The sequence below is a fragment of the Mycolicibacterium anyangense genome, assembly GCF_010731855.1.
Classification (GTDB): Bacteria; Actinomycetota; Actinomycetes; order Mycobacteriales; family Mycobacteriaceae; genus Mycobacterium; species Mycobacterium anyangense.
The window spans coordinates 3,280,648-3,306,268 of record NZ_AP022620.1 but is presented as its reverse complement, the minus strand read 5'-3'; the positions used below and the strand labels follow the sequence as shown (position 1 = coordinate 3,306,268).

Sequence of the window (25,621 nt, the reverse complement as noted above, 5' to 3'; positions counted from 1 at the left end):
TCGACCCTAATGGCTGCGCCGTCGGACATGATGGTGAACATGTCGACTGGGGCCAGTGCACACGGGCTGTGTGAGTTCATCGACGCGTCGCCGTCGCCGTTCCACGTCTGCCAGACGGCCGCGCGCCGTCTGACCGCCGCGGGCTACACCGAGTTGGCCGAGACCGACCGCTGGCCGGATCGCAAGGGCCGCTACTTCACGGTGCGAGCCGGCTCGCTGGTGGCCTGGGATTCCAGCGGGGATCCCGACCGGCCGTTTCGGATCGTCGGTGGCCACACCGACAGCCCCAACCTGCGCGTCAAGCAGCATCCCGACCGGGTAGTGGCCGGCTGGCAGGTGGTGGCCCTGGAACCCTACGGCGGGGCCTGGCTGAATTCCTGGCTCGATCGCGACCTCGGGGCCAGTGGCCGGCTGTCGGTGCGCGACCCCGACGCCGAGGGTGGGGTGTCACACCTGCTCGTCCTCATCGACGAGCCGATCCTGCGGGTGCCGCAGTTGGCCATCCACCTCGCCGAGGACCGCGGCGCGGTCAAGCTGGACCCGCAGCGGCACGTCAACGCGGTGTGGGGCTTGGGTACCACCCCGCGCTCGTTCCTCGACTACGCCGCCAAGTGGGCCGGTGTGGACCCGGCCGACGTGCTGTCGGCCGATCTGATGACCCACGATCTGACGCCGTCGGCGCTCATCGGGGTGGGCGGCGAGTTCGTCAGCGCGCCACGGCTGGACAACCAGGGCACCTGCTACGCCGGACTGGAGGCGTTCCTGGCCGCCGAGCCGACCGGTTATCTGCCGGTGCTGGCACTGTTCGACCACGAGGAGGTCGGCTCGACGTCGGATCACGGCGCGCAATCGGATCTGCTGCTGACCACCCTGGAGCGCATCGTGCTGGCCGCCGGCGGTGATCGGGAAGACTTCCTGCGCCGCCTGACCGCCTCGATGGTGGCCTCCGGCGACATGGCCCACGCCACTCATCCGAACTATCCGGATCGGCACGAGCCCGGCCACCTGATCGCGGTCAACGGCGGTCCGGTGCTCAAGGTCCAGCCCAACCTGCGTTACGCCACCGACGGCCGCACCGCCGCGGCGTTCGAATTGGCCTGCCGGCAGGCAGGGGTGCCGCTGCAACGCTACGAACACCGCGCCGACCTGCCATGCGGGTCCACGATCGGCCCGATGACATCCGCGCGTACCGGCATCCCGACCGTCGACGTCGGCGCCGCGCAGCTGGCCATGCACTCCGCGCGCGAGCTCATGGGTGCCACCGACGTGGTGTCCTATGCCGCTGCGCTGCACGCGTTCCTGGCACCGGCGTGACCCGGGCGGTGGGCGCGCCGGCCCGATCCCGGCGCGCTTCACCTGGCCTCGCGATGCCGCACAGGGGATAATCGCCCAGTGATGTGGTCGGTCGCCGGATTAGCCGCAATCATCATCGTCTGGTCGCTGGTGGCTCGCCGGTTGGAGCGGCTGCGCATCACGCCGGTGATGACACTCGTGTTCGCCGGTGCGCTGGTGGGATTTCTCACCAAGGATGCGCTGGCCGCCGGGATCGCGGCACACGTCATCGAACCGATCGCTGAAACCATCTTGGCCATAGTGCTTTTCGAGCACGCCGCCAATATCCGCGGCGGACTCTTCGGTGGCCACACCAAGCTCGCTATGCGATTGCTGTTCCTGGCACTGCCGATCAGCCTGGCCCTGGCGGTGGTTCTCGGACTGTGGTTGTTGCCGGGGCTGTCCTGGCCCATGCTGCTGGTGGTGGCGTGCGTGGTGGTGCCGATCGACTTCGCACCGGTGGTGTCCTTCCTGCACGACGATCGGATCTCGGTGCGGGTGCGCCAGCTGTTCAATGTCGAGGAAGGCTATTCCGACGGCGTGATCGCCCCGGTGTTCCTGTTCGCGCTGGCGATCTCCGACGGTGAGCACTCCAAGGCCGAGAGCGTCGCGACGGCGTTGCGGGAGGGGCTGCCCCATCTCGGGCTCGCGATCGGACTGGGCCTGGCCATCGGTGCGGGACTGGCCTGGGTGGCCAACGCCGCCGACCGGCGCGGGTTCATGAGCGAGGCGTCGCGGCGCTACCTGGTGGTCGGGGCACCGGTGCTCACCTACGCCGTCAACGTCGGTCTGCACGGCAACGGGTTCGTCGCGGCCTTCGTGTGCGGTATCGCCTTCAACGGCGTGCGGAACTACGTCGACGACAGCAGGGAACAGGAGTTCATCGACGACATCACCTTCCTGCTCGCGAGCGTGGTGTGGTTCGTCTTCGGCGCGGTCGCCTGGTACGTCCTCCAGGACGGTGCGGCGCTGAGCCAGGTCATCTTCGGCATCCTCGTGCTGATCGTCGTGCGGGGAGTGCCGGTCACGCTGGTCCTGCTGAAATCCGAGCTGTCGTGGCCGGAGCGGTCCCTGATCGCGGGGCTCGGTCCCCGCGGAACGGCGAGCATCACCCTAGGCCTGTTGGCCTACACCGTCTTGCCGGATGCCCCTGCTGACACGTTGCTGACCGTCATGATCATCGTGGTGCTCGGCAGTGTGCTGATCCACGGTCTGGTGGGGCCGGTGCTGGTGGCCCGCGCTTCGGCAGGTCGCGAGGTCACCGCGGGTTCATGAACCGCGCTCCGGCGGTCCTGTCACCGGCGCGGCCTGACGTCGAGGCCGAGGTGGCGCGGCTGGTCGCTCACGGCGCCACCGAGACGGGCCGGCACTCGTTCGGGGAGGCCTTCAGCTGGGTGGTGCTGGCCGACCCGGAGGGCAACGTGTTCTGCGTGACCGCCGCCACCGAATAACCCTCACTAGACTGTTCTCGTGACATCTGGGCTCACTGGAGCAGTCGATACCGTCGAACATGCGGCGGCCACCCCCGATAACCCGCAGCCGTTCCGCGAACTCGGTCTCAAGGACGACGAGTACCAGCGGATTCGTGAGATCCTCGGCCGCAGACCCACCGACGCCGAGCTGGCGATGTACTCGGTGATGTGGAGCGAGCACTGCTCGTACAAGTCCTCGAAGGTGCATCTGCGCTACTTCGGCGAGACCACCACCGAGGAGATGCGCTCGGCGATGCTCGCCGGTATCGGTGAGAACGCCGGCGTGGTGGACATCGGCGACGGCTGGGCGGTCACCTTCAAGGTCGAGTCGCACAACCACCCGTCCTACGTGGAGCCGTACCAGGGTGCGGCCACCGGCGTCGGTGGCATCGTGCGCGACATCATGGCGATGGGTGCCCGCCCGGTCGCGGTGATGGACCAGCTGCGCTTCGGTGCGGCCGACGCCCCCGACACCCGCCGGGTGCTCGACGGCGTGGTCCGCGGCGTCGGCGGCTACGGCAACTCGCTGGGACTGCCCAATATTGGCGGTGAGACGGTGTTCGACCCGTCCTATGCCGGTAACCCGCTGGTCAACGCGCTGTGCGTGGGCGTGCTGCGCAAGGAGGACCTGCATCTGGCCTTCGCCTCCGGCACGGGCAACAAGATCATCCTGTTCGGGGCCCGCACCGGACTCGACGGCATCGGCGGCGTCTCGGTGCTGGCGTCGGACACCTTCGGCGGCGACGAGGGCTCGGGTCCGGGTCGCAAGAAGCTGCCCAGTGTCCAGGTGGGCGATCCGTTCATGGAGAAGGTGCTCATCGAGTGCTGTCTCGAGCTGTACTCGGCCGGCCTGGTGATCGGCATCCAGGATCTCGGTGGTGCCGGATTATCCTGTGCCACATCGGAATTGGCGTCAGCCGGTGACGGTGGCATGGCGATCGAACTGGACAAGGTGCCGCTGCGCGCGGCGAACATGTCGCCCGCGGAGATCCTGTCGAGCGAATCGCAGGAACGCATGTGTGCGGTGGTCGCCCCGGAGAACGTCGAGGCGTTCATGGCGGTGTGCCGCAAATGGGACGTGCTGGCCACGGTGATCGGCGAGGTCACCGACGGTGACCGGCTGCAGATCAGCTGGCATGGCCAATGCGTGGTCGACGTACCGCCACGCACGGTGGCCCACGAGGGCCCGGTCTATCAGCGTCCGGTGGCCCGGCCGGATTGGCAGGACGCGCTGATCGCCGACACCTCGGCGAAGCTGGCGCGCCCGGTCACCGGCGAGGAACTGCGCGCCACGCTGCTGGCCCTGGTCGGCAGTCCGCACCTGTGCAGCCGGGCGTTCATCACCGAACAGTACGACCGCTACGTGCGCGGTAACACGGTGCTCGCCGAGCACGCCGATGGCGGGGTGCTGCGGATCGACGAGACCACCGGCCGCGGTATCGCATTGTCCACCGACGCATCCGGGCGCTACACCCAGCTCGACCCCTACACCGGCGCGCAGCTGGCGCTGGCCGAGGCCTACCGCAATGTCGCGGTCACCGGGGCCACCCCGATCGCGGTGACCAACTGCCTGAACTTCGGCTCACCGGAGGATCCGGGTGTCATGTGGCAATTCGCCCAGGCCGTCCGCGGTCTGGCGGATGGCTGTGCAGCCCTGGGTATTCCGGTCACCGGCGGCAACGTCAGCTTCTACAACCAGACCGGCTCCACCGCCATCCTGCCCACCCCGGTGGTCGGTGTGCTCGGCGTGCTCGACGATGTCAGCAGGCGGCTGCCCACCGGTCTGGGCAACGAGCCCGGCGAGACCCTGTTCCTGCTGGGCGACACCCGCGACGAGTTCGACGGCTCGATCTGGGCGCAGGTCACTGGTGATCACCTCGGTGGCGTGCCGCCCGCGGTGGACCTGGGCCGCGAGAAACTACTGGCCGAGGTGCTGACGGCCGCTTCCCGCGACGGCCTGGCCTCTGCGGCGCACGACCTGTCCGAGGGCGGGCTGATCCAGGCGGTGGTGGAAGCCGCGCTGGCCGGTGAAACCGGTTGCCGCATCCTGCTTCCCGAAGGCGCGGACCCCTTCGTGTTCCTGTTCTCCGAATCCGCGGGCCGGGCGCTGGTCGCCGTGCCGCGCACCGAGGAGAGCCGGTTCCGGTCGATGTGCGAAGCCCGGGACCTGCCGATCACCCGCATCGGGGTGTCGGACAACGGCTCGGATTCCGTTGAAGTACAAGGACTTTTCACGGTGTCGCTCGACGAGCTGCGTACCACCTCCGAGAAAGTGTTGCCCGGGCTGTTCGGATGACCGGTGCGGTCGGCGACGTCACGAGTGAGGCCGGGGCCTCATCGGTCGCGTCGGCATCGCAGCGTCGCCGCCGGGAGTCCTTCCTGGCGTGGGCCTGGAGCCTGCTCCGCCTCGACTTCGTCGGCATTGCCTTCGCGGCACTGTTCTTCTGTCTGTCGCTGACCCCGTCACTGCTGCCGCGCGACTGGGCTACCGGTGGCGTCATCGGTGGCATCAACGCTGCGATCGGTTACGGCCTCGGGGTGTTGCTGGGCAAGGTCTTTCGACGGTTGTTCCTGTCCCACCGGGACTGGTGGCCGCCGAGCCCCCGGGTGATCCATGTCCTCAAGGGTGTCACCGTCGTCGGCGCGATCGCGGCCAGTCTCGGGATGGTCGTGCCCGCAGCGGCCTGGCAGCGCCAGATCGCCGCGGTGATGGGAATCGACGGCCCCGCGACGCTGGGGTATCTGCGCATCGCGGTGGTCGCCGCACTGACCGGCGGCCTGCTGGTGGCCGCGGCGCGGGTGGTCAAGGATGCGATCCTGCTGCTCGCGCGGGTCATGATCCGGCGTTGGGACATCAACGACGAGGTGGCGATGTTCATCGGTACCGCGATCGTGGTCGTGCTGGTCATCACGCTGGTCAACGGTGTTCTGGTGCGCGGGTTCATCGGTGGGGCCCGTGCGGTGTTCCAGCCGCAGAACGCCACCACCCGCCCCGGTGTCGAGCAGCCCGTCAACCCCGAAAGATCCGGTAGCCCAGCATCTTTCGTGAAATGGGACACCCTGGGGTTCCAGGGACGTAACTTCGTCGGCAGCGGGCCCACCGCCGCCGAACTGACCGAGCTGAACGGCAGGCCGGCCAAGCAGCCCATCCGGATCTACGCGGGACTGCAGTCCGCGGACACCGACGACGGGCGCGTCGCGGTCCTGCTGTCCGAACTGCAGCGCACCAAGGCCTTCGAGCGCAAGCTGCTGGTGATCATCCCGACCACCGGTACCGGCTGGGTCGATCCGGTGGCCGCGCGCGCCATCGAGGCGATGTACAACGGCGACACCGCACTGGTCGCCATGCAGTACTCCTACCTGCCCAGCTGGATCTCGTTCCTCGCCGACCAGCAGAAGTCAGTGGCGGCCGGCCGGGCCATGGTCGACGCCATCCACCAACGTTGGCTGCAATGGCCGGCAGCCAGCCGGCCCCGCTTGGTGCTGTACGGCGAAAGTCTCGGTTCGATGGCGGGGCAGGGGGCGTTCGGCTACCTTCCCGACGTCGTCGACATGGACTTTTCCGCGGTGTTGTGGATCGGGCCGCCCAATGCCAGCGCGCTGTGGAAGGCACTGACCGTCCGCCGTGACCCGGGGACCCCCGAGGTGCAGCCGCGCTACGACAACGGCCGCACCGTTCGGTTCGCCCAAGCCGCCGGGGCCGCCGAGATCCAGCAGGTGGCCGCCGACCCGCCATGGAAGGGCACCCGCGTGCTCTACCTGCAGCACCCGTCGGACCCGGTGGTCTGGTGGACACCGGACCTGTTGTTCGCCAAACCCGATTGGCTCAGGGAGCCACCAGGATTCGACCGCAGTGCGGGCATGCGCTGGTATCCGATCATCACCTTCTGGCAGGTCAGCGCCGATATGGCCGGCAACGTGACGAGTTCGCAGGCCTCCCCGATCGGGCACGGACACAACTACGGTGACGCCCAGCTCGACGGCTGGGCCGCCGTCGCCGCCCCCGCGGGGTGGACGGCCCAGGACACCGAGCGGATCCGCCGGTGGCTGGAGAAGGCCATGGCGGCAGGCGGCCCGGAATTTCAATGAACTGGCGTCCGGTGCTGCGCGCCGCGGCAGCGACGGCGCTGGCGGCGACGGTTCGTGCTCCGCTGGGACTGCGACCGCCGCCGTTGTGGGCGGGCCTGCGATACGGAGCGGCGGCGGCGGGGCTGGTGTCGGCGGGGGTGGCCGCCGGCACCGCGCTGCCCGCGGTGCGCGTGGCCATGCGCGAACGGGACGTTCCCGATGCTCCCGCACGCTGGCTGGCACTCGACATCCCGGTGGGCACAGTGTGGTTCGAGGAGACCCTGTTCCGCGGCGCCGTGACCGCCGTGGCGTCGCGAGCCTTCGGGCCGACAGGCGGTTGGCTGCTGCAGGCCGCGGCGTTCGGGCTCTGGCACATCCCCGATGCGCGCACAGCGGGTGACCCGGTACTCGGCACCGTGGTCGTCACCGGCGCGGCGGGCCTGGGCTTCGGCTGGCTGGGGCGGCGATCCGGCAGTGTGCTCGCCCCGATGCTGGCGCATCTGGCGATCAACGAGGCGGGCGCCGTGGCGGCCCTGCTGACCCGGCGAGGCCGACACCGGCAGTTGGAATCCTCAGGCTTGGGATACTCGAGCACATGACCCCGCGCCGCACCGCCGACCCCGAAGCGACCCGCGGCGCGGTCCAGGCGGTGGCCGCCTGGCTGCGCGACCAGGACGCCGAGACGCCGGAGCGGGCCGCGATCGCGGCGGCGGTCCGGCTGACCGCCCGCACCCTGGCGGCGGTGGCGCCCGGCGCGAGCGTCGAGGTCCGCATCCCGCCGTTCGCGGCGGTGCAGTGCATCGAGGGTCCGCGGCACACCCGCGGTACCCCGCCCAACGTCGTGGAGACCGACCCGCGAAGCTGGCTGCGGCTGGTCACCGGACTGCTCGGGCTGCCCGACGCGGCGACCGATGGGACGGTGCGACTGTCCGGTTCCCGCGCCACGGAAGTCGGCGCTTTCCTGCCGTTGGTGAAACTCGACTGATCGCGGGGCAGACACTCGGCGTTCAATTCCGCGTTTTGCTCCGATCACCGTAGACTGACTTACGTCAACGACCTCCGCCAGGGAGCAGCCCATATCGTGACCGGCCAACTGGAAAACGAGCCTCGCGAAGAGTGCGGCGTCTTTGGAGTCTGGGCTCCGGGCGAAGATGTTGCCAAACTCACGTATTACGGCCTCTATGCGCTACAACACAGGGGCCAGGAGGCGGCGGGTATCGCCGTCGCCGACGGATCCCAGGTACTGGTCTTCAAGGACCTCGGCCTGGTCAGTCAGGTGTTCGACGAGCAGACGCTGGCCGCCATGCACGGCCACGTCGCCATCGGGCACTGCCGTTACTCCACCACCGGCTCGACCACCTGGGAGAACGCCCAGCCGGTCTTCCGTAACACCGCGGCCGGCACCGGAGTTGCCTTGGGGCACAACGGCAATCTGGTCAACACCGCTGAGCTGGCCCGGCGCGCGCGGGATGCCGGCCTGATCAACCCCAACATGCCGGGTGCAGCGACCACCGACTCCGACATCCTCGGAGCGCTGCTGGCACACGGCGCGGCGGACTCGAGCATCGAGCAGGCCGCCCTCGAACTGCTGCCGACCGTCCGCGGCGCGTTCTGCCTGACCTTCATGGACGAGAACACGCTGTACGCGGCGCGGGATCCGTTCGGGGTGCGTCCGCTGTCGCTGGGCCGGCTCGACCGGGGCTGGGTCGTCGCCTCCGAGACCGCCGCCCTCGATATCGTCGGCGCCTCCTTCGTGCGCGACATCGAACCCGGCGAACTGCTGGCGATCGACGCCGACGGGGTTCGCTCCAGCCGGTTCGCCAACCCGACGCCCAAGGGCTGCGTCTTCGAGTACGTCTACCTCGCCCGCCCCGACAGCACCCTCGCGGGGCGGTCGGTGCACGCTGCCCGCGTCGACATCGGCCGGCGGCTGGCCCGCGAGAAGCCGGTCGAGGCGGACCTGGTGATCGGTGTTCCGGAGTCGGGAACCCCGGCCGCGGTGGGCTACGCCCAGGAGTCCGGAATCCCGTTCGGGCAGGGCCTGATGAAGAACGCCTATGTCGGGCGCACGTTCATCCAGCCCTCGCAGACCATCCGCCAACTCGGTATCCGGCTCAAGCTCAACCCGCTCAAGGAAGTCATCCGCGGTAAGCGGCTGATCGTCGTCGACGATTCGATCGTGCGCGGCAACACCCAGCGCGCCCTGATCAGGATGCTGCGCGAGGCCGGCGCCGTCGAGGTCCACGTGCGGATCGCCTCGCCGCCGGTGAAATGGCCGTGCTTCTACGGCATCGACTTCGCCACCCCCGCAGAGCTGATCGCCAACGCGGTGGACAACGAGGGCGAGATGCTGGAGGCGGTGCGCCACGCGATCGGCGCCGACAGCCTCGCCTACATCTCGCAGCAGGGCATGATCGCGGCGACCGAGCAGCCGGCCACCCGGCTGTGCTGTGCCTGCTTCGACGGCACCTACCCGATCGAGCTGCCCGGGGAGACCCAGCTGGGCAAGAACGTCGTCGAGCACATGCTGGCGACCGCCGCGCGTACCGGCATCCCGCTGACGGAATCGGACAGCCTGCGTCAGCCGCTGCAGACCGACAACGACAACGTCTCAGCGCTGCGCCGGCCCTGAACTAGACCGCCGCGGTAGTCACCCGTCGTACCCGCGCGTCCAGCGCCATCGCCTGTAGCGGACGGCCCGCATACCAGTACAGCCGCCCCAACAGACCGCGTGGATAGAAGATCGCCCGCTGTTCGTAGCGGCTGCCGTCCCCCTCCGGGCTGACCCTCATCTCCAGCCAGCGATCGCCGGGTGCGGTGTTGGCGGCCCGTAGGCGCAACACCTTTCCGGGGTCACGTTCCTCGACACTCCACCGATCCGGTGCACTGCTCTCGACGGCCTTCCACAGCCGGTCCGGGCTGGCGCTGGTGTGCCGCGACCGGGTATCGGTGTAGACGACCTCGCCGGCCCAGGCCGGGTCGGTGGGCAGCTGGGCGGCGGTGCCGGTGTTCCACGTGGTCTCCACTTCGCCGCGGGTGATCCGCGCCAGCGCCAGCGACACCGACCGGCGGTAGGGTGTCAGGCCGCCGGCCGGCGGCGCGATGATCGTGTCGATGTCGTGGTTGTCCATCACCGCATCGCAGTGCAACGACTCCACCAGCGGCCGGGCCAGCCCGGACGGGATCGGTGTCACCAGGCCCACCCAGAGGGCGGCGATCCGCGGGGTGAGCACCGGCAACACCAGCATGCGGCGACGGCCCAGCCCGGCGACCTCGGCGTAGATCTGCATCATGTCGCCGTACTCCAGGACGTCGGGCCCGCCGATGTCCCAGGCCCGCGACTTCGGTACCGGGGCGGTCGCGGCGGCGACCAGATAGTGCAACACGTCGCGGATCGCGATGGGCTGGATCTTGTTGTGCACCCACTTCGGCGTGGTCATCACCGGCAACCGGTCGGTGAGGTGCCGGATCATCTCGAAGGAGGCCGAACCCGAGCCGACCACGACTCCGGCCTGCAGCACGATCGTCTCGATCCCGGAGGCGATGAGAATCTCGCCGACGGTGGTGCGGGACGCCAAATGTGTTGACAGATCGGCACCTTCGGGATGCAGACCGCTCAGGTAGACGATGCGGCGCACCCCTGCGGCGCGGGCCGCGGTGACGACGTTCTGGGCGGCCCGGCGCTCCTCGGCGGCGAAGTCCTTCTCGAAGCCCATCGAGTGCACCAGGTAGTAGACGACGTCGACATCGGCGAACGCCGCCGCCAAGGAGTCTGCGTCGTTGAGGTCGCCGCGAGCCACCTCGACCGTGCCACGCCACGGGACGTTGGCCAGCTTCTCCGGAGTGCGGGCCAAGGCCCGCACCGCGAAGCCGCTGTCCAGCAGGCGCGGCACCAGGCGGCCGCCGATGTAGCCCGTGGCGCCTGTCACCAGGCACCGGGTCTGCTCATCCGACACGCGCAACTCCCCTCGTCGCCTCTTATTCGGAGCCGACGAGCATCTGGATTGCCCCGATCCGGGCCGGTTATGCCAGCGAGAACCAGACCCGCGCCGCTACGGTGCCCCCATGGGGGATTCCTACCTGGTGACCAACGGACCGATCTGGACGGGTGACCCGGTCCAGCCGTGGGCGCAGGCCGTCGTCGTGCGCGGGACGGATCTGGTGCATGTCGGTACCCGCGACGGTGCTGACGCACTGGTCGACGCCAGTACCGAACTGATCGACCTGCACGGCCGGATGTGCCTTCCCGGCTTCATCGACGCCCACAACCATCTGGCGTCGATGGCGGTGGCCAAGCTCGGTGTCAGCCTCTCCGGCGCCGTGGGGCGCGACACCGTCCTGGCTGCGGTGCGCGACTGGGTGGCCGCTCAACCCGGCGGCGCAGCACTGCGCGGCCACGGCTGGATGCCGGACTCGTTCGAGGACCGTTCGCCGCGCCGGGAGTGGCTCGACGAGATCACCGGCGACCGTCCGATGTACCTGTTCTCCGCCGACGCCCACGACATGTGGTTCAACACCGCGGCCATGCGCGCGGTCGGGATCGGGCCGCAGACACCCGATCCCGACCCCGGTGCGCAGTACTTCGTCCGCGATGCCGACGGCACTCCGACCGGCCATGCCGTCGAGGCCGCCGCGTACATGCCGATCATCGTGGCTCAAGGACTGTTCTCGGTACCCAATATCCGCCTCGCGCAACAACTTACGTTACAGCAGGCGCCGTCGTGGGGGATGACCGCCTACTTCGAGGCAGGGGCGGCCAGCGGTGCCGCGAGCGCGGACGCCCGGTGGATCTACGAGGACCTCATCGCCCAGGATCACGCGGGGACCTTGCCGGTCAGGGTGGCCGGCTCCTACTGGACCCGAACCCCCAACGACGATCCATCCGCGATCACCGACGATCTGATCCACTGGAACCGTGACCTGCGCTCCGAGCACGTCCGGATCAGCACCTGCAAGATGTGGGCCGACGGCACCTTCATGAGCGGCGGAGCGTTGCTGCTGTCCCCGTGCTGCGGGCATTCCGCCGACGACCTCGGTGCGATGACGTTTCCGGCCGACCACATCGAGGCCCAGATCGAGGCGGTGCAGGCCGCCGGCTTCGATATGCACATCCACATTGACGCCGACGGCTCGGCGCGGGTGGTCCTGGACGCCTACGAGTCGGTGCGGCGACGGCGCGGGCGGGAGAACAGCAGGCACGTGATCGCGCACAATTCGATGGTCGATCCGGCTGATCTGAACCGCTATGCCGAACTGGGCGTCATCGCCAACTGCACACCGCTGTGGGGAACCGACTACAACGGCCAGTACCGCGACATCTACACCAGGATGCTGGGCGCCGAACGGGTGCAGGAGCGGTTGTTCCCGTACGGCGATCTGGTGCGCTCCGGCGCGGTCGTGACCTACGGCAGCGATATCCCGGCGGTCGACATCCACGAAGGGCCGCCGCTGATCCAGATCGAAGCGCTGCTGACCCGGCAGCGGCCCGGCCACCCCGACGATGTGCCACTGGTGGCCCGTCAGCGCATCGGGCTGCACGACGCACTGCGCGGCTACACCGCCAACGGTGCCTACCAGTTGCGGCTGGACCATCGCACCGGCACGGTGACCACAGGCAAGGCCGCTGATCTCACCATCCTCGGCGCGGACCTGTTCCGGGTGGATCCGCACGACATCCATGACGTCCCGGTGGTGTTGACGATGATGGACGGCCGGATCACCCACGATGGGCGCTGATTCGATCCACAATGTGTGCCATGGCGTTTGCGGGCTGGCCCATCGAGGCCGTGGAGTTCTACGAGGGTCTGGAAGCTGACAACTCCAAGGTCTACTGGACCGACCACAAGGCGGTCTACGACCGTCACGTGAAGGCGCCGATGGAGGAGCTGTTGGCCGAACTGGCCGAGGAGTTCGGCCCGGGCAAGATCTTCCGCCCCTACCGCGACGTCCGGTTCAGCGCCGACAAGACGCCCTACAAGACCAACTGCGCAGCCACCGTCGGCTCGGGCTATGTGTCCTTCTCGGCCGACGGTCTGTCCGTCGGTGGCGGGCTCTACATGCCCGACCCGAAGACGCTGGCGCGCTATCGCGAGGCCGTCGACACACCGAAGTCCGGCGCCGAGCTCGTCGCGATCGTCACCGACCTGCGCGCCGCGGGCTACGACATCATGGCGCACGACGTGCTCAAGACCGCACCGAAGGGCTTCCCGATCGACCATCCCCGGATCGACCTGCTCCGGCACAAGGGCATCGCGATGATGAAGACCTGGCCGGTGGGGGCGTGGCTGGGCACCAAGAAGGCCAAGGACCGGGTGCTCACTACGCTGCGCGCCGGAGTGCCGCTGAACGACTGGATCGCCCGCCACGTTCGGTGACCCGGCACGTCACGGCTGCGCCCGGCGGGCGGTAGCCTTATGCCCGATGACTGATCGCGAGGAAGACAACCAGATTTCCTACGCATCGGCCGGGGTTGACATCGAGGCCGGTGACCGCGCGGTCGAGCTGTTCAAACCGCTGGCCAAGCGGGCCAGCAGGCCCGAGGTGCGCGGTGGTTTGGGCGGGTTCGCCGGCCTGTTCGCGCTGCGTGGCGGCTACCGTGAGCCGCTGCTCGCGGCCTCCACCGACGGCGTGGGCACCAAGCTGGCGGTCGCGCAGGCAATGGACAAGCACGACACCGTCGGCCTGGACCTGGTCGCCATGGTGGTCGACGACCTGGTGGTGTGCGGAGCCGAGCCGCTGTTCCTGCAGGACTACATCGCCGTGGGCCGCACCGTCCCCGAGCGGGTCGCCGCGATCGTCTCTGGCATCGCCGAGGGCTGTGTGCTGGCCGGCTGCGCCCTGCTGGGCGGCGAGACCGCCGAACACCCCGGTTTGATGGAGCCCGATCACTACGACATCTCGGCCACCGGTGTGGGCGTGGTGGAGGCTGACGACGTGCTGGGCCCGGACCGGGTCCGCCCCGGCGACGTCATCATCGCGATGGGCTCCTCCGGACTGCACTCCAACGGCTATTCACTGGCCCGCAAGGTCCTGCTCGACATCGACCGGATGAACCTGGCCGGCCACGTCGAGGAGTTCGGCCGCACCCTGGGCGAGGAGCTGCTCGAGCCGACCCGCATCTACGCCAAGGACTGTCTGGCGCTGGCCGCCGAAACCCAGGTCCGGACGTTCTGCCACGTCACCGGAGGCGGACTCGCGGGCAACCTCGAGCGCGTCATGCCGCACGGCCTGGTGGCCGAACTCGACCGTGGAACCTGGACGCCTGCACCGGTTTTCACCATGATCGCCCAGCGTGGCCGGATCGACCGCGCCGAGATGGAGAAGACGTTCAACATGGGCGTCGGCATGGTGGCCGTCGTCGCGCCGGAGGACACCGACCGCGCGCTGGCCATCCTCACCGCCCGGCACCTGACGTGCTGGACGCTGGGAACGGTCGCCAAGGGGAAAGACGGCCCACGAGCGACGCTCGTGGGCCAGCACCCACGGTTCTAGAAAAGAGGGAAGGCGGCTCAGCGCCGCCAGTCGTCCTCGTCGTTCCACGGGTCCTCACCGAACCCGTTGTCGGACTTCTCGGGTTCGCTCGCGCCCGAACCGGCCAGCTCCTTACGGAGCCGATCGACATCGATTTGCGGAGAGCTGTATTTCAGCTCTCGAGCAACCTTGGTCTGCTTCGCCTTAGCCCGGCCGCGGCCCATGGGGGAACCCCCTCGCGCAATAACGGAGCGGCCCGAAATCAGGCGGCTCCGATCTGTGTGTTGGTTATTGTCCTGCCAACACTTTACCGTGCCCCGCGGCGATCTGCTGGCAGGCCCGGTCGGCCGACCGTGAACATCAGGTGTGGCCGCCCCGCAGCCGCTCGACGGCCAGCCGCCCGGCACCCACCTCGTCCGCCGGCGGCAGCGAATCCGGATCGATCTCGGCGGCGACCTGGTGCTCGCCACCGGTGGTCAACGGGGTGTCGGCCGGGATACCCCGCTTGAGCAGCGCCAACGCGATCGGCCCGTGGTCTATGTGGTCGACGACGGTGCCCAGCCGGCCGACGGTGCGCCCGCCGGCCAGCAGCGGATCACCCGCGGCCGGTCGCTCACCGGAACCGTCCAGCTGAACCAGGACCAGCATGCGCGGCGGTTTGCCAAGGTTGTGCACCCGTGCGACGGTCTCCTGCCCGCGGTAGCAACCCTTGTCCAGGTGGACGGCACTGCCGATCCAGCCCACCTCGTGCGGGATCGTCCGCTCGTCGGTGTCCACCCCCAGCCGGGGGCGCTGTGCGGCGACGCGGTGCGCCTCATACGCCCACACACCGGCCTGCCGCACCCCGGCCGCAGCCAGCCGGGCCAGCCACGCGTCCTTGTCGGCCCGGGGAACCAGCAGGTCAAGTTCGGTAGCCGCGGCCGGCAGCCGGCGCACCAGCCCACCTGCCGGCAGTGCCACCGCGGTGCCTTCGGCGGGCAGCCGGTCCACCCCGAGCACCTCGTGCACGGCCGGGCTGTCCAATGCCGGCCCAAGCAACGACAGCACCGCGATGTCAGCGGCGACCGGTGTCACCTCGGACCAGAACACCATCCGGGTGAGGTAGGTCAGCAACGGCTCACCGCGCCAGGGTTCGGTATCGAGGTAGGTGACTCCGTCCAGCTCGGTCTGAATCCAGTGATCCTCGACACGGCCCTGGCCGTCGAGGCTCAGGTTCTCGGTGACCGTGCCGTCGGGCATGTCGCTGACGTGCTGCGACGAGATGGAATGCAGCCAGCTGCGCCGGTCGGCTCCGGTCAGGGTGATGACGGCACGGTGGGAGCGGTCGACGACGACGGCCTCGTGTTCGGCGGTGCGTTGTTCGCCGAGCGGGTCACCGAAATGCCAGACCGCGCCGGCGTCGGGGGAGTTGGCGGGGGCGGGGACAGCTGACACATATCAACTCTACGAGCCTGCCAGTACGATCTGGCTCCATGCCCGGAATGCCCGACCGTCCGTCGGTGGTCGTCACGCTCGACGGCGAGGTGCACGACCCGGCCCAGCCCCTGCTCTTCGCCGACGACCTCGCCGCGGTCCGCGGTGACGGCGTCTTCGAGACCCTGCTGGTGCGTGACGGGCGGGCCTGCCTGGTCGATGCGCACCTACGGCGGCTGGTGCAGTCGGCCAGGATGATGGAGCTGCCCGCGCCCGAGCCTGCCGACTGGCGGTCCGCCATCGAGGTGGCGGTCGGCCAGTGGGCGGCCGTCACCGCCGAGGAAGGTGCGCTGCGGCTGGTCTACAGCCGGGGCCGGGAGAGCGGGTCGACGCCGACCGCCTATCTGACGGTGAACCCGCTGCCGGACCGGGTCGGCGAGACCCGGCGCGGCGGCCTGGCCGCGGTGCTGCTCGACCGGGGACTTCCAGCCTCCGGTGTCGACGAGATGCCGTGGCTGGTGGCCGGGGCCAAGACGTTGTCCTACGCGGTTAACATGGCCGCACTGCGGCACGCGGCCGCCAGGGACGCCGGTGACGTGATCTTTGTCAGCACCGACGGCTTCATCCTCGAGGGCCCGCGATCCACGGTGGTGATCGCCGCCGACAGCGCGGACTCCCCGGGGCACACCTGCCTCTACACCCCGCCGCCGTGGTACCCGATCCTGCGCGGCACCACCCAGCAGGCACTGTTCGAGGTGGCCCGGGACAAGGGCTACGACTGCGACTACCGGGCGCTGCGCCCGGCCGACCTCTTTGCAGCCCAGGGCGTTTGGCTGGTCTCCAGCATCACGCTGGCGGCGCGGGTGCACACGCTCGACGGTCGGCTGCTCGCGCCGGCGCCGCTGGCGGCCGAGATGTCCGAACTCGTCGACGCCGCGATCCTCAGCGATCGCTGAGCGCGAAAAACTGTTGGCACGGCGCCTTCTGCGCGGGTACGGTCGGCCGTACACAGGGAAGGAGGTGGTCCGGAACATTGAGTAGGAATTCTTGGACATGTGAGGTGGCTGCCCGCTAGCAGCGCCAGGTGCCGGAATCACCTGCGCCCTGAGCGCGCTGGCGAATTCCAGGCAGCTACCCGGCCCCCGAGCCCCTGGTTGAGTCCGACCAGGATTGACGGCTCGGGGGCCGCCCCATCTCTGCGCCCGTCGGGCGAAACGCACTGATCCGATTTCTGGCGCCGCGGCCCGCAGTGCGCGATGATGCCGCCCATGCGTAAAGGGTTGGTCATGATCACCGTCGCAGCGTCGACGGCACTGCTGGCGCTGGCGGGGTGCGCCCCCGCCGACGAGAAGTCCAGCACGGCAAGCGGCAGTGACAAGTGCGACAAGGCCTCGCTGCCCACGTTGAAGGCCGGTGTCCTGACCTTCGGTACCGACCAGCCCGCCTACCCGCCGTGGTTCGTCGACGACAACCCGGCCAACGGCAAGGGCTTTGAATCCGCGGTGGCCTACGCAGTGGCCGGCAAGCTCGGTTACGACGCCAAGGACGTGACCTGGGTGCGGGTGCCGTTCAACGCGGCGATCGCACCGGGACCCAAGACCTTCGACGCCAACCTCAACGAGTTCTCGATCACCGAGGAGCGCAAGAACGCCGTCGACTTCTCCTCGCCCTATTACGACGTGACCCAGGCGGTGGTGACCATCAAGTCCTCGCCCGCCGCCAAGGTCACCAGCCTGGACGGCCTGCGCGATCTGCGCCTCGGTGCTCAGGTCGGGACGACCAGCTACAACGCCGCCAAGGCGCTGAACGTCAAGGCCCCGATCTCGGTGTACAACAACAACGACGACGCCAAGGCGGCGCTGGTCAACGGCCAGATCGACGCGTTGGTGCTCGACCTGCCGACCGCCTTCGAGGTGCAGAGCGAGCTGACCGACGGCTTCATCGTCGGCCAATTGCCTTCCGGCACAGACAAACCCGAGCAGTTCGGGATCGTGCTGGACAAGGGCAGCAAGCTGACGTCCTGCGTGTCGGGTGCGGTTGACGCCCTGCGCGGAGACGGCACGCTGGCCAAACTGCAGCAGCAGTGGCTGGCCGAAGCCGGCAGTGCGCCGGTACTGAAGTGACCGCACTGGCCGTCGAACGCCAGGCATATCGACGGTCGCGGGCGCGCCGGTCCACACTCGTCGCGCTGGTGTCCACGCTGGTCTTCGCCGCGCTCGCGGTGGTGGCCACGACGTCGTCGCCCGGCTGGCCCCGGGTGCGCGATTCGTTCTTCAACCTGCGCATCGGCTGGGACAGCCTGCCTGCGGTGCTCGACGGGCTGTGGCTCAACGTCCGGGTGCTGGTGGTCTGCCAGATCCTGATCCTGACCTTCGGACTAGGCCTGGCCGCGGTGCGCACCCTGCGCGGCCCGGTGTGGTTTCCGGTCCGGGCAATGGCCACCGGCTACGTCGACCTGTTCCGCGGCCTGCCGCTGATCATCTGCCTGTATCTCGTCGGGTTCGGGTTGCCCGGTCTGCGGCTGGCCGGCGTACCCAACAACCCGGTGCTGCTGGGCGGACTCGCGCTGGTGCTGGTCTACTCCGCCTACGTCGCGGAGGTCTTCCGGGCCGGCATTGAGTCGGTGCACCCGTCTCAGCTCGCGGCGGCCAAGTCGCTGGGGCTGAACTACCGCAGGACCATGCGTCTGGTGGTGCTGCCCCAGGCGGCCCGTCGGGTCACCCCGGCGTTGCTCAACGATTTCGTCGCCCTGCAGAAGGACTGCGGGCTGATCTCGGTCCTCGGGGCGGTCGACGCGGTGCGCGCCGCGCAGATCCAGGCCGCCACGAGCTACAACTTCACCCCCTACGTGGTGGCCGGGCTGCTGTTCGTGGCACTGGCGGTGCCTTCGGCGCGGCTGGCCGATTGGGCGACCCGTCGCGCGGCGACGCGGCAGGGTGCGTTGTGACCAACGTTCTGTCGGTCCGTGGACTGGTCAAGAGCTACGGCGAACGCACCGTTCTCGACGGCGTGGACCTCGACGTCGCCGAGCATGAGGTGGTGGTGCTGATCGGCGCGTCTGGATCGGGCAAGTCCACGTTGTTGCGCTGTGTGGATCTGCTCGAGGATATCGACGACGGGCAGATCTTCCTCGACGGCCGCGACATCAGCGACCCGCGCGTCAACGCCGACACGGCCCGCCGGCCGATGGGCATGGTCTTCCAGTCGTTCAACTTGTTCCCGCACATGAAGGTCCTCGACAACGTCACCCTCGCGCCGCGGGTGGTGCATCGCCGGGACCGCCGCGAAGCCGAGGAGCGCGGCCGCGACCTGCTGGCCCGGGTCGGGTTGGCCGACAAGGCCGACGCCTACCCGGACAAGCTGTCCGGCGGCCAGCAGCAGCGGGTTGCCATCGCCCGGGCGCTGGCCTATGACCCCCGGCTACTGCTGCTCGACGAGATCACCAGCGCCCTGGACCCCGAACTGGTCGGCGAGGTGCTGGATCTGGTCGGTGAACTGGCGGCGGCCGGGCGCACCATCGTGATGGCCACCCACGAGATGGGGTTCGCCCGCCAGGTCGCCAACACCGTGTGCTTCCTCGACGGTGGCCGAATCATCGAATCCGGTTCCGCCGAACAGGTTTTGACCAACCCTCAGCAGGAACGGACCCAGCAGTTCCTGCGCCGGGTGACCGGGGTCAGGGGCGACTAGTTCAGGAGCCGGCCGGGCCGGGGCCCAGCGTCGAGCACGCCTTCATCGCGTCGTTCCAGGTCTTCTGGTCCACGCCGGGCGGCGGGCCCAGGACCACCGAGCCGCCGGACTCATCGACGCCGTGCTGGGCGAGGCAGTGCGCCAGCGAACCGTGCTCGGCGGGAGTGATGGTGGCCTCGGTCGGAGCCGGGCTGATGGTGGTGGGCGGGCCCGACGGGGTGGGGCTCGACGAACATCCGGAAAGCAGTGCGGCCGCGGCAGCCGCACCGATGAGCAGTCGCCGCATCAGCCGATGTATCGCGTCAGCCGGGCCGACAAGTGGGGCACGAGCCCGCCGTCGGCATCGACCCGCTCCTCGACATAGGCCAGGTCGCCGTTCTCGACGATGCCGTAGAGCCGCTTGGCGCCACCGACGAGAACGCCGGACTTGCTGCGGGCCAGCGCGTCGGTCACCAGCTCCCAGGAGGACTGGGTGCGGGGCTGCCCGTAGAACAGCTCCACGTAGCCGGCCGAGTGGGCCAGCAGCAGCTCGATGGCCTGTGACTCGGCCGGGTCCTCGGGGTCGGTGACGAACCGCCAGAAGCCGGTTTCGCGCAGGCCGGGGGAGTGGTAGGCGCCCTCTTCGTCGAGCCGCCAGGAGCGTGCTTCCCAGTTCAGGTAGTCGCCGCCGTCGTGGGACACGACGATCTGCTGACCGAACCGGTAGTCGCCGGTTGCTCCGCGGCCCTCGCCTTCGCCGCGCCACACCCCGATCAGCGGGAGCAGCGCGAGCAGCGCGTCGTGCAGATCGGCACCCTGGCGCAGGTTGGCGGTGTCGGCGGGCATCGGAAGGTCGTCGAACGCCGGGATGTTGCGTCCCGCCGTCTCCTTGGCGCGCTCGACTGCCGCGGCGACCGCCCGATCACCGCTGCCGGCGATGTCGTCAGAGGTCACGACTCGTCGGTGATCAGTCGGTACAGCGCATAGAGCGCGAACCAGGTGATCAGCACGACGGTGGAAACCAGAAGGATCTCGTAGAAAAGAACCACGATGAGAGTCTAACCGCGCAGGGCTCGGGCGGCGTCGCCACCCGAGCCCTGTCAGCGATACGTCAGCGTGAGCCGGTGACCGGCTCAGGCGACCTTGATGTCGACTTCGTGGATGCCGGCGCCGGTGGGGGCGACGGTCACGTCACCGTTGCCCAGCTTCGACAGCGCCCGCACCTTCCAGGTGCCGGGGGCGGCGAAGAACCGGAAGTCACCGGTGGCCGAGGCGACGACCTCAGCGGTGAACTCGTCGCTGGAGTCCAGCAGACGCACGAAGGCGCCGCCCACGGTCTGGCCGGTGCCATCGACGACGCGACCGGTGATCACCGTCTCCTTCTCCAGGTCGACGCCTGCGGGCAGGTTCTGTCCTTGTTTCGGTGCAGAGCACATGATCAATTTCCCAACTCGATTGGGGCACCCACCAGGGCGCCGTATTCCGTCCAACTGCCGTCGTAGTTCTTGACGTTCTTGTGGCCCAACAGTTCCTGCAGCACGAACCAGGTGTGCGACGAGCGCTCACCGATGCGGCAGTAGGCGATGGTCTCCTTCTCGCCGTCCAGGCCGGCGTCGGCGTAGAGCTTGGCCAGGTCCTCGTCCGACTTGAAGGTGCCGTCCTCGTTGGCGGCCTTGCTCCACGGCACGTTGATGGCACCGGGGATGTGGCCGGGGCGCTGGCTCTGCTCCTGCGGCAGGTGGGCCGGAGCCAGGATCTTGCCCGAGAACTCGTCAGGTGAGCGGACATCCACCAGGTTCTTGGTACCGATCGCGGCGATGACCTCGTCGCGCAGTGCTCGGATGCTGTTGTCGAGGGCCTTGGCGGTGTAGCTGGTGGCGGGCCGCTCGACGGTATCGGCGCTCAGCGGACGGCCGTCGAGCTCCCACTTCTTGCGCCCGCCGTCGAGGAGCTTGACGTCCTCGTGGCCGTAGAGCTTGAAGTACCAGTAGGCGTAGGCGGCGAACCAGTTGTTGTTGCCGCCGTACAGCACGACGGTGTGGTCGTTGCCGATGCCGCGGTCGCTCAGTAGCTTCGAGAACTGTTGGGCGTCAACGAAATCCCGCTTGATGGGATCCTGGAGATCCTTCTTCCAGTCCAGCTTGACGGCACCGGCGATGTGACCGGTGTCGTAGGCGCTGGCGTCTTCGTCGACCTCGACGAAGACGACCTTGGGGTTGTCGAGATTGCTCTCGGCCCAGTCGGCGGAGACCAGGACGTCGGAGCGAGCCATGAAGTGGTTCCTTTCGATTCTTTTGTGTCGTACAGGCTTATGCGGGGATACGGCGCACTCGGGTCACCAGCGGGTAGAGCTGGCAGCCCAGGCAGATGCCGAACGCCGCGTTGAGGAACGCGGCGAACAGTGCGAAGGCGGTGGCGATGACGCCGAGCAGCGGAGCGCCGAAGGCGAACCCGGCGAACCCGACGACGGCGAAAATGAATCCGACCAGTTGGGCAAACTTCAACGGCGGCACGGGTTCCCGTTCGGTGACCGGCCCCTTGCGGGGCGCGACCACGGTGGCGAAGATCCGGCCGTAGGGATGCTTGCGCGGACCGCCGAGTGCGCCGATGGCGAACACCACCGCCTGCAGACCGAGGAGGATCGCCGCGCCAGCCGTGCTGACCGCCGAGACGATGAGCACCGCCACCAGGACGGCGGTGGTCACCCAGGCCGCGAAACGCGGGCCGCGGACGTCCACCTGATCGGGTGTCGCAGAGGTGTTGGACGTGGTCGACATGGAGCTACTCCTGTTGCTGGGGTGGGCTGGTGGGGAGACACGCCAAGAAGGCCTGCTCCGAGTGGCGACGCGAGAAAGGCGCAGCTACTCAGCAGCTACAACAACAACAGCAACAACCCGCAACGCGGCACAGATCCACTGCGCGGCGCTTGGTGAGCATGAGCTCGAGGCGGGCGGACACGGCAGCCATGGTACCCAATGACCCCGTCGTTAAGCCAATAGAGGCTCGAGGGCGGAGCGCAGGTCAGCGACCTTGGGGACCCCCGATGTCCGGTACCGCTGCCGGCCCTGCGCGTCGAAGATGAACGTCGTCGGCAAGGACAGCACCGAAAGCTTGCGCGCAGCAGCCGGATTGGCATCCATATCGATCTCGACGTGAGCTACCTCACGCATCTCGGCGCACACCTGGTTGACCACCCGCCGCACTCCGCTGCACGGACCGCACCAGACCGCGCTGAAGTGCACGATGGTCGGTCCGGTCCGGGACAGGCCCAGGTCGCTGGTGTCGATCGCGGACGGTTCGGCGGTGTCGCGCAGCACGCCGGAGCGGCGGTTGTGCAGGACGCCGGCCACCGCGGCGATGCCCAAGGCGGCGACGATCGCCACGATCGCGGTGACAAGTGCAGGAGTCATGATTGTGGGAACCCGTCGAGGCGGATGGTTACTCCCTCGGAGATGCCTTCGATGATGATGTCCGATCCGCGGGCACCTTGGGTGGTCGGACGCACACCGAACGGCAGCTTCTGGCCGGGCAGGCTGCCACTGAACGCGGCGAGCACGGCGGCCTTCTTGTCCTCCGGGACGCCCTGGTCCGCGGTGCCGGGGCCCATCTCGATCCCGGTGGCAGTGAACACCAGGGTGGTCTGGTCCGGACCGGCCATCGACAGGTCGACGGTCACGCTGACCGATCTGTCGAAGCCGGCCTTCTTCGGCGTCCCGGTGAACACCAGCCCCTTGCTCCCCGAGATGCCCGACTCGGTGGTGCCGCCGGTGGCGTCATTGGTCTCCCTCGACGGCGCCTCGACCATCAGATCCTTGATGCCGATGTAGCGGCCAAGGTGCGAGGAGTCGATGATGATCCGGCTCTCCAGCTTGCCCACCGGCAGCTCGGCGTGTGGCCTGATCAGCCAGGAGGCCTCGGTGAGGTCGATGTTGTGCATGGTGGCCTCCAGCGACGCCTTGCCCGTCACGGCGTGGTCGACCCCGTTGGCCTTGATCTCGATCTCGTTGTAGTGGTGGCGCATGGCCTGCCGGATGAACGGGAAGCCGAGGATCGCCACCGACGGGTCGAAGGACAGTCCCGCGACACTGCGCACGGTCCGGGCCAGCCGGTATTCGGCGTAGATAGTGGCCCCGAAGTCGGCGCCGACCGCCCCGATGACCACCGCGAGCAGCGCGGCGCCGAGGGCCGTCAGCAGCTTCCGCACCTGCACATTCTTGCCTATCGGATGCCGCGACCGGCGGCCGCGCACCCCGCCGAGGTGTCCAGAAAGAGCTCAGATCGGCTAAATAGCAGGTCGCGGGTTAAAGTTAGTTGACCCATGGTCGGTAACGGCCATATGTCGCCCATGAGTCTGGTAGGTCACCGCGACGACGCTGTCGACGGTTTCCCATCCAGAGCATTGGAGAGTCTGTTGGACCTGCTGCTTCTGACCGTCGACCCGCATCCGGAGTCGGTGCTGCCGTCGCTGGCGCTTCTCGCGCACAACGTCCGGTCAGCGCCGACGGAGGTGTCATCCCTGCTGGAGGCGGGCAGCGCGGACGTGGCGATCGTCGATGCCCGCACCGACCTGGCCGCTGCCCGTGGCTTGTGCCGGCTGCTGGGCACCACGGGAACGTCGGTGCCGGTGGTGGCCGTGGTCAACGAGGGCGGTCTGGTGGCCGTCAACGTCGACTGGGGTCTGGACGAGATCCTGCTGCCCAGCACCGGCCCGGCCGAGATCGACGCGCGGCTGCGCCTGCTCGTCGGCCGCCGCGGCGGCATGGCCACCCAGGAGAGCGCCGGCAAGGTGAGCCTCGGTGAGCTCGTCATCGACGAGGGCACCTACACCGCGCGGCTGCGCGGTCGCCCGCTGGATCTCACCTACAAGGAATTCGAGCTGCTGAAGTACCTCGCCCAGCACGCCGGGCGGGTCTTCACCCGGGCTCAGCTCCTGCAAGAGGTGTGGGGCTATGACTTCTTCGGCGGTACCCGCACCGTCGACGTCCACGTCAGGCGGCTGCGCGCCAAGCTGGGGCCCGAGTACGAGTCACTGATCGGAACCGTCCGCAACGTCGGCTACAAGGCGGTACGGCCGGCTCGGGGGCGTCCGCCGGCCGTCGAGTCGGAGTATGTCGACGCCGACGACGAGGACTTCGGCGACGCCGACGAATCCCTGACCGACTCGGTGCAGGACGCCCTGCACTCGGCGGGCTCGATGCCGCATCCACTGCGCAGTCAGTGACCGCGCCACACTGGCGGCCCACCCTGTCGGGGGCCGAGCAGCAGCACGTTCACGCCCTCGTCGAGGCGGCCACCCTCACCGACGGTGTCGCGCCCGTCGGTGAACAGGTCCTGCGCGAGCTGCCCACCGACCGCACGGGCCATCTGCTGGCGACCGGGGACAGTGGAGACGTCCTCGGCTACCTCAACCTCGCGCCCGGCCGGGACGACGCCGACGCGATGGGTGAACTCGTCGTCCATCCCGACCATCGCCGCCGCGGGCTGGGCACGGCACTCCTGCGGGCAGCCGTCGACCGTACCGGTGGCCGGGTCCGGTTCTGGGCGCACGGCACGCTGCCCCCGGCCGCGGCGGCCGCCTCGGCGCTGGGCATGACCGCCGTGCGCGAGCTGATGCAGATGCGGCGGACGCTGCGTGAGGTGCCCGCAGTCGAGCTGCCCGCCGGCATCACCGTCCGTACCTACGCGGGGCCGGCCGACAACGCCGAACTGCTGCGCGTCAACAATGCGGCCTTCTCCTGGCACCCCGAGCAGGGCGGCTGGAGCGAGGACGAGATTTCCACCCGCCGCGGTGAGCCGTGGTTCGATCCAGACGGCCTGTTCCTGGCGTTCGACGACGCCACCGGGGCGCTGCTGGGCTTCCATTGGACCAAGGTGCACGCCGAGCACCCCGGGCTGGGAGAGGTCTACGTGGTCGGGGTCGATCCGGCCGCGCAGGGCCGTGGTCTGGGACGTGTTCTCACCCTGGTCGGGATCGGACACCTGGCGCAGCGTCTGGGCGGCCACGACCTTGGGGCAGGAGCGCAGCGACCCGGGGGAAGTGATGACCCGGCGGTGATGCTCTATGTCGAGGCCGACAACACCGCGGCAGTGAAGACCTACGAGCGGCTCGGGTTCACCGTGAGCAACCTCGACACCGCGTACGCACCCGCTGACCAGCGAAATTAACGGCAGCGACGGTCACAGCCGATGCCCGGCTG

Annotated in this window: 27 protein-coding genes and 1 pseudogene; 17 read left to right on the top strand and 11 right to left on the bottom strand. The window is 68.8% G+C overall.

All coding sequences use genetic code 11. The features are described from left to right. The first annotated feature begins 39 nt into the window (after window positions 1-39). The 8 genes and pseudogenes from G6N35_RS15565 to purF all read left to right on the top strand — a co-directional run bounded on the left by G6N35_RS15565 (window position 40) and on the right by purF (window position 9,504). Complete coding sequence (locus G6N35_RS15565) at window positions 40-1,314, top strand: M18 family aminopeptidase (RefSeq protein WP_163805064.1); 1,275 nt, start codon at window positions 40-42, stop codon at window positions 1,312-1,314. Window positions 1,315-1,395: 81 nt separating this feature from the next. Continuing rightward, complete coding sequence (locus tag G6N35_RS15560; RefSeq protein ID WP_246224622.1) at window positions 1,396-2,607, top strand: cation:proton antiporter domain-containing protein; 1,212 nt, start codon at window positions 1,396-1,398, stop codon at window positions 2,605-2,607. Window positions 2,608-2,642: 35 nt separating this feature from the next. After that, window positions 2,643-2,783: pseudogene (locus G6N35_RS15555) on the top strand (VOC family protein); the annotation flags it as partial. A 19-nt stretch (window positions 2,784-2,802) separates the two neighbouring features. Beyond that, on the top strand, window positions 2,803-5,100 hold the full coding sequence (purL, locus tag G6N35_RS15550; protein WP_163805061.1) for a phosphoribosylformylglycinamidine synthase subunit PurL: 2,298 nt from the start codon (window positions 2,803-2,805) through the stop codon (window positions 5,098-5,100). Next, entirely contained in the window at window positions 5,097-6,893 is a 1,797-nt protein-coding gene (locus G6N35_RS15545; RefSeq protein WP_163805060.1) for an alpha/beta hydrolase, read from the top strand. The genes purL and G6N35_RS15545 overlap by 4 nt, the downstream gene beginning before the upstream one ends. Further along, a complete protein-coding gene (locus G6N35_RS15540; RefSeq protein ID WP_163805059.1) occupies window positions 6,890-7,471 on the top strand; it encodes an Rv0804 family intramembrane glutamic endopeptidase in 582 nt (193 codons plus the stop codon). The genes G6N35_RS15545 and G6N35_RS15540 overlap by 4 nt, the downstream gene beginning before the upstream one ends. Continuing rightward, window positions 7,468-7,857: a sterol carrier family protein gene (locus G6N35_RS15535; protein WP_163805058.1), complete on the top strand. Its 390-nt coding sequence runs from the start codon at window positions 7,468-7,470 to the stop codon at window positions 7,855-7,857. Before G6N35_RS15540 ends, G6N35_RS15535 begins: the two co-directional genes overlap by 4 nt. A 96-nt stretch (window positions 7,858-7,953) precedes the next feature. Then, window positions 7,954-9,504 (top strand): amidophosphoribosyltransferase, encoded by a 1,551-nt coding sequence (gene purF / locus G6N35_RS15530; protein WP_407664553.1) that lies wholly within the window; start codon window positions 7,954-7,956, stop codon window positions 9,502-9,504. Window position 9,505: 1 nt separating this feature from the next. On the opposite strand, the gene G6N35_RS15525 is transcribed toward purF, so the two are convergent. Continuing rightward, window positions 9,506-10,828, bottom strand: a complete 1,323-nt coding sequence (locus tag G6N35_RS15525) for an SDR family oxidoreductase (RefSeq protein WP_163805057.1) — start codon at window positions 10,826-10,828, stop codon at window positions 9,506-9,508. Between the two features lie 109 nt (window positions 10,829-10,937). Here G6N35_RS15525 and G6N35_RS15520 point away from each other — a divergent pair, with 109 nt between their 5' ends. Genes G6N35_RS15520 through purM form a run of 3 tightly spaced genes read left to right on the top strand, consistent with a single transcriptional unit; the run spans window position 10,938 to window position 14,363 of the window. Beyond that, entirely contained in the window at window positions 10,938-12,608 is a 1,671-nt protein-coding gene (locus G6N35_RS15520; protein WP_163805056.1) for an amidohydrolase, read from the top strand. 20 nt (window positions 12,609-12,628) lie between these two features. Next, window positions 12,629-13,246 (top strand): DUF2461 domain-containing protein, encoded by a 618-nt coding sequence (locus tag G6N35_RS15515; RefSeq protein WP_163805055.1) that lies wholly within the window; start codon window positions 12,629-12,631, stop codon window positions 13,244-13,246. 46 nt (window positions 13,247-13,292) lie between these two features. Next, on the top strand, window positions 13,293-14,363 hold the full coding sequence (purM, locus tag G6N35_RS15510; RefSeq protein WP_163805054.1) for a phosphoribosylformylglycinamidine cyclo-ligase: 1,071 nt from the start codon (window positions 13,293-13,295) through the stop codon (window positions 14,361-14,363). Window positions 14,364-14,380: 17 nt separating this feature from the next. Here the strand turns inward: purM and G6N35_RS15505 are convergent, their stop codons facing one another. After that, window positions 14,381-14,566, bottom strand: a complete 186-nt coding sequence (locus tag G6N35_RS15505; protein WP_163805053.1) for a DUF3073 domain-containing protein — start codon at window positions 14,564-14,566, stop codon at window positions 14,381-14,383. 136 nt (window positions 14,567-14,702) lie between these two features. Then, window positions 14,703-15,776: a CAF17-like 4Fe-4S cluster assembly/insertion protein YgfZ gene (ygfZ, locus tag G6N35_RS15500; protein ID WP_163805052.1), complete on the bottom strand. Its 1,074-nt coding sequence runs from the start codon at window positions 15,774-15,776 to the stop codon at window positions 14,703-14,705. 65 nt (window positions 15,777-15,841) lie between these two features. Here ygfZ and G6N35_RS15495 point away from each other — a divergent pair, with 65 nt between their 5' ends. The 4 genes from G6N35_RS15495 to G6N35_RS15480 all read left to right on the top strand — a co-directional run bounded on the left by G6N35_RS15495 (window position 15,842) and on the right by G6N35_RS15480 (window position 19,445). Beyond that, window positions 15,842-16,711, top strand: a complete 870-nt coding sequence (locus G6N35_RS15495) for an aminodeoxychorismate lyase (RefSeq protein ID WP_163807704.1) — start codon at window positions 15,842-15,844, stop codon at window positions 16,709-16,711. A 312-nt stretch (window positions 16,712-17,023) separates the two neighbouring features. Then, a complete protein-coding gene (locus tag G6N35_RS15490; RefSeq protein WP_163805051.1) occupies window positions 17,024-17,878 on the top strand; it encodes an ABC transporter substrate-binding protein in 855 nt (284 codons plus the stop codon). Then, window positions 17,875-18,702 (top strand): amino acid ABC transporter permease, encoded by an 828-nt coding sequence (locus tag G6N35_RS15485; RefSeq protein ID WP_197748428.1) that lies wholly within the window; start codon window positions 17,875-17,877, stop codon window positions 18,700-18,702. The genes G6N35_RS15490 and G6N35_RS15485 overlap by 4 nt, the downstream gene beginning before the upstream one ends. After that, window positions 18,699-19,445, top strand: a complete 747-nt coding sequence (locus G6N35_RS15480) for an amino acid ABC transporter ATP-binding protein (RefSeq protein WP_163805049.1) — start codon at window positions 18,699-18,701, stop codon at window positions 19,443-19,445. The genes G6N35_RS15485 and G6N35_RS15480 overlap by 4 nt, the downstream gene beginning before the upstream one ends. A gap of 1 nt (window position 19,446) precedes the next feature. Here G6N35_RS15480 and G6N35_RS15475 read toward each other — a convergent pair whose 3' ends face one another. The 8 genes from G6N35_RS15475 to lmeA all read right to left on the bottom strand — a co-directional run bounded on the left by G6N35_RS15475 (window position 19,447) and on the right by lmeA (window position 23,646). Then, the gene (locus G6N35_RS15475) at window positions 19,447-19,731 is read right to left on the bottom strand and encodes a hypothetical protein (RefSeq protein ID WP_163805048.1); all 285 of its coding nucleotides are present in this window, start codon (window positions 19,729-19,731) and stop codon (window positions 19,447-19,449) included. Beyond that, entirely contained in the window at window positions 19,731-20,378 is a 648-nt protein-coding gene (locus tag G6N35_RS15470) for a heme-binding beta-barrel domain-containing protein (protein ID WP_163805047.1), read from the bottom strand. The genes G6N35_RS15475 and G6N35_RS15470 overlap by 1 nt, the downstream gene beginning before the upstream one ends. A 179-nt stretch (window positions 20,379-20,557) precedes the next feature. Beyond that, the gene (locus G6N35_RS15465) at window positions 20,558-20,860 is read right to left on the bottom strand and encodes a DUF1416 domain-containing protein (protein WP_163805046.1); all 303 of its coding nucleotides are present in this window, start codon (window positions 20,858-20,860) and stop codon (window positions 20,558-20,560) included. A gap of 2 nt (window positions 20,861-20,862) precedes the next feature. Next, window positions 20,863-21,696 carry a sulfurtransferase gene (locus G6N35_RS15460; RefSeq protein ID WP_163805045.1) on the bottom strand — a complete coding sequence of 278 codons (834 nt, stop codon included), beginning with the start codon at window positions 21,694-21,696 and terminating at the stop codon, window positions 20,863-20,865. A 37-nt stretch (window positions 21,697-21,733) separates the two neighbouring features. Beyond that, complete coding sequence (locus G6N35_RS15455) at window positions 21,734-22,201, bottom strand: DUF4395 domain-containing protein (protein ID WP_163805044.1); 468 nt, start codon at window positions 22,199-22,201, stop codon at window positions 21,734-21,736. 88 nt (window positions 22,202-22,289) lie between these two features. After that, window positions 22,290-22,391 (bottom strand): Ms5788A family Cys-rich leader peptide, encoded by a 102-nt coding sequence (locus tag G6N35_RS27765; protein ID WP_407664552.1) that lies wholly within the window; start codon window positions 22,389-22,391, stop codon window positions 22,290-22,292. A gap of 20 nt (window positions 22,392-22,411) precedes the next feature. After that, window positions 22,412-22,834 (bottom strand): TlpA family protein disulfide reductase, encoded by a 423-nt coding sequence (locus tag G6N35_RS15450; protein WP_163805043.1) that lies wholly within the window; start codon window positions 22,832-22,834, stop codon window positions 22,412-22,414. Further along, window positions 22,831-23,646 (bottom strand): mannan chain length control protein LmeA, encoded by an 816-nt coding sequence (gene lmeA, locus G6N35_RS15445; RefSeq protein WP_163807703.1) that lies wholly within the window; start codon window positions 23,644-23,646, stop codon window positions 22,831-22,833. The genes G6N35_RS15450 and lmeA overlap by 4 nt, the downstream gene beginning before the upstream one ends. Window positions 23,647-23,835: 189 nt before the next feature. Between lmeA and G6N35_RS15440 the strand changes: the two genes are divergently transcribed. Both G6N35_RS15440 and mshD read left to right on the top strand, forming a co-directional pair. Next, window positions 23,836-24,645, top strand: a complete 810-nt coding sequence (locus tag G6N35_RS15440; protein ID WP_163807702.1) for a winged helix-turn-helix transcriptional regulator — start codon at window positions 23,836-23,838, stop codon at window positions 24,643-24,645. Next, on the top strand, window positions 24,642-25,589 hold the full coding sequence (gene mshD, locus G6N35_RS15435) for a mycothiol synthase (RefSeq protein WP_163805042.1): 948 nt from the start codon (window positions 24,642-24,644) through the stop codon (window positions 25,587-25,589). Before G6N35_RS15440 ends, mshD begins: the two co-directional genes overlap by 4 nt. The last annotated feature ends 32 nt before the right edge of the window (window positions 25,590-25,621 follow it).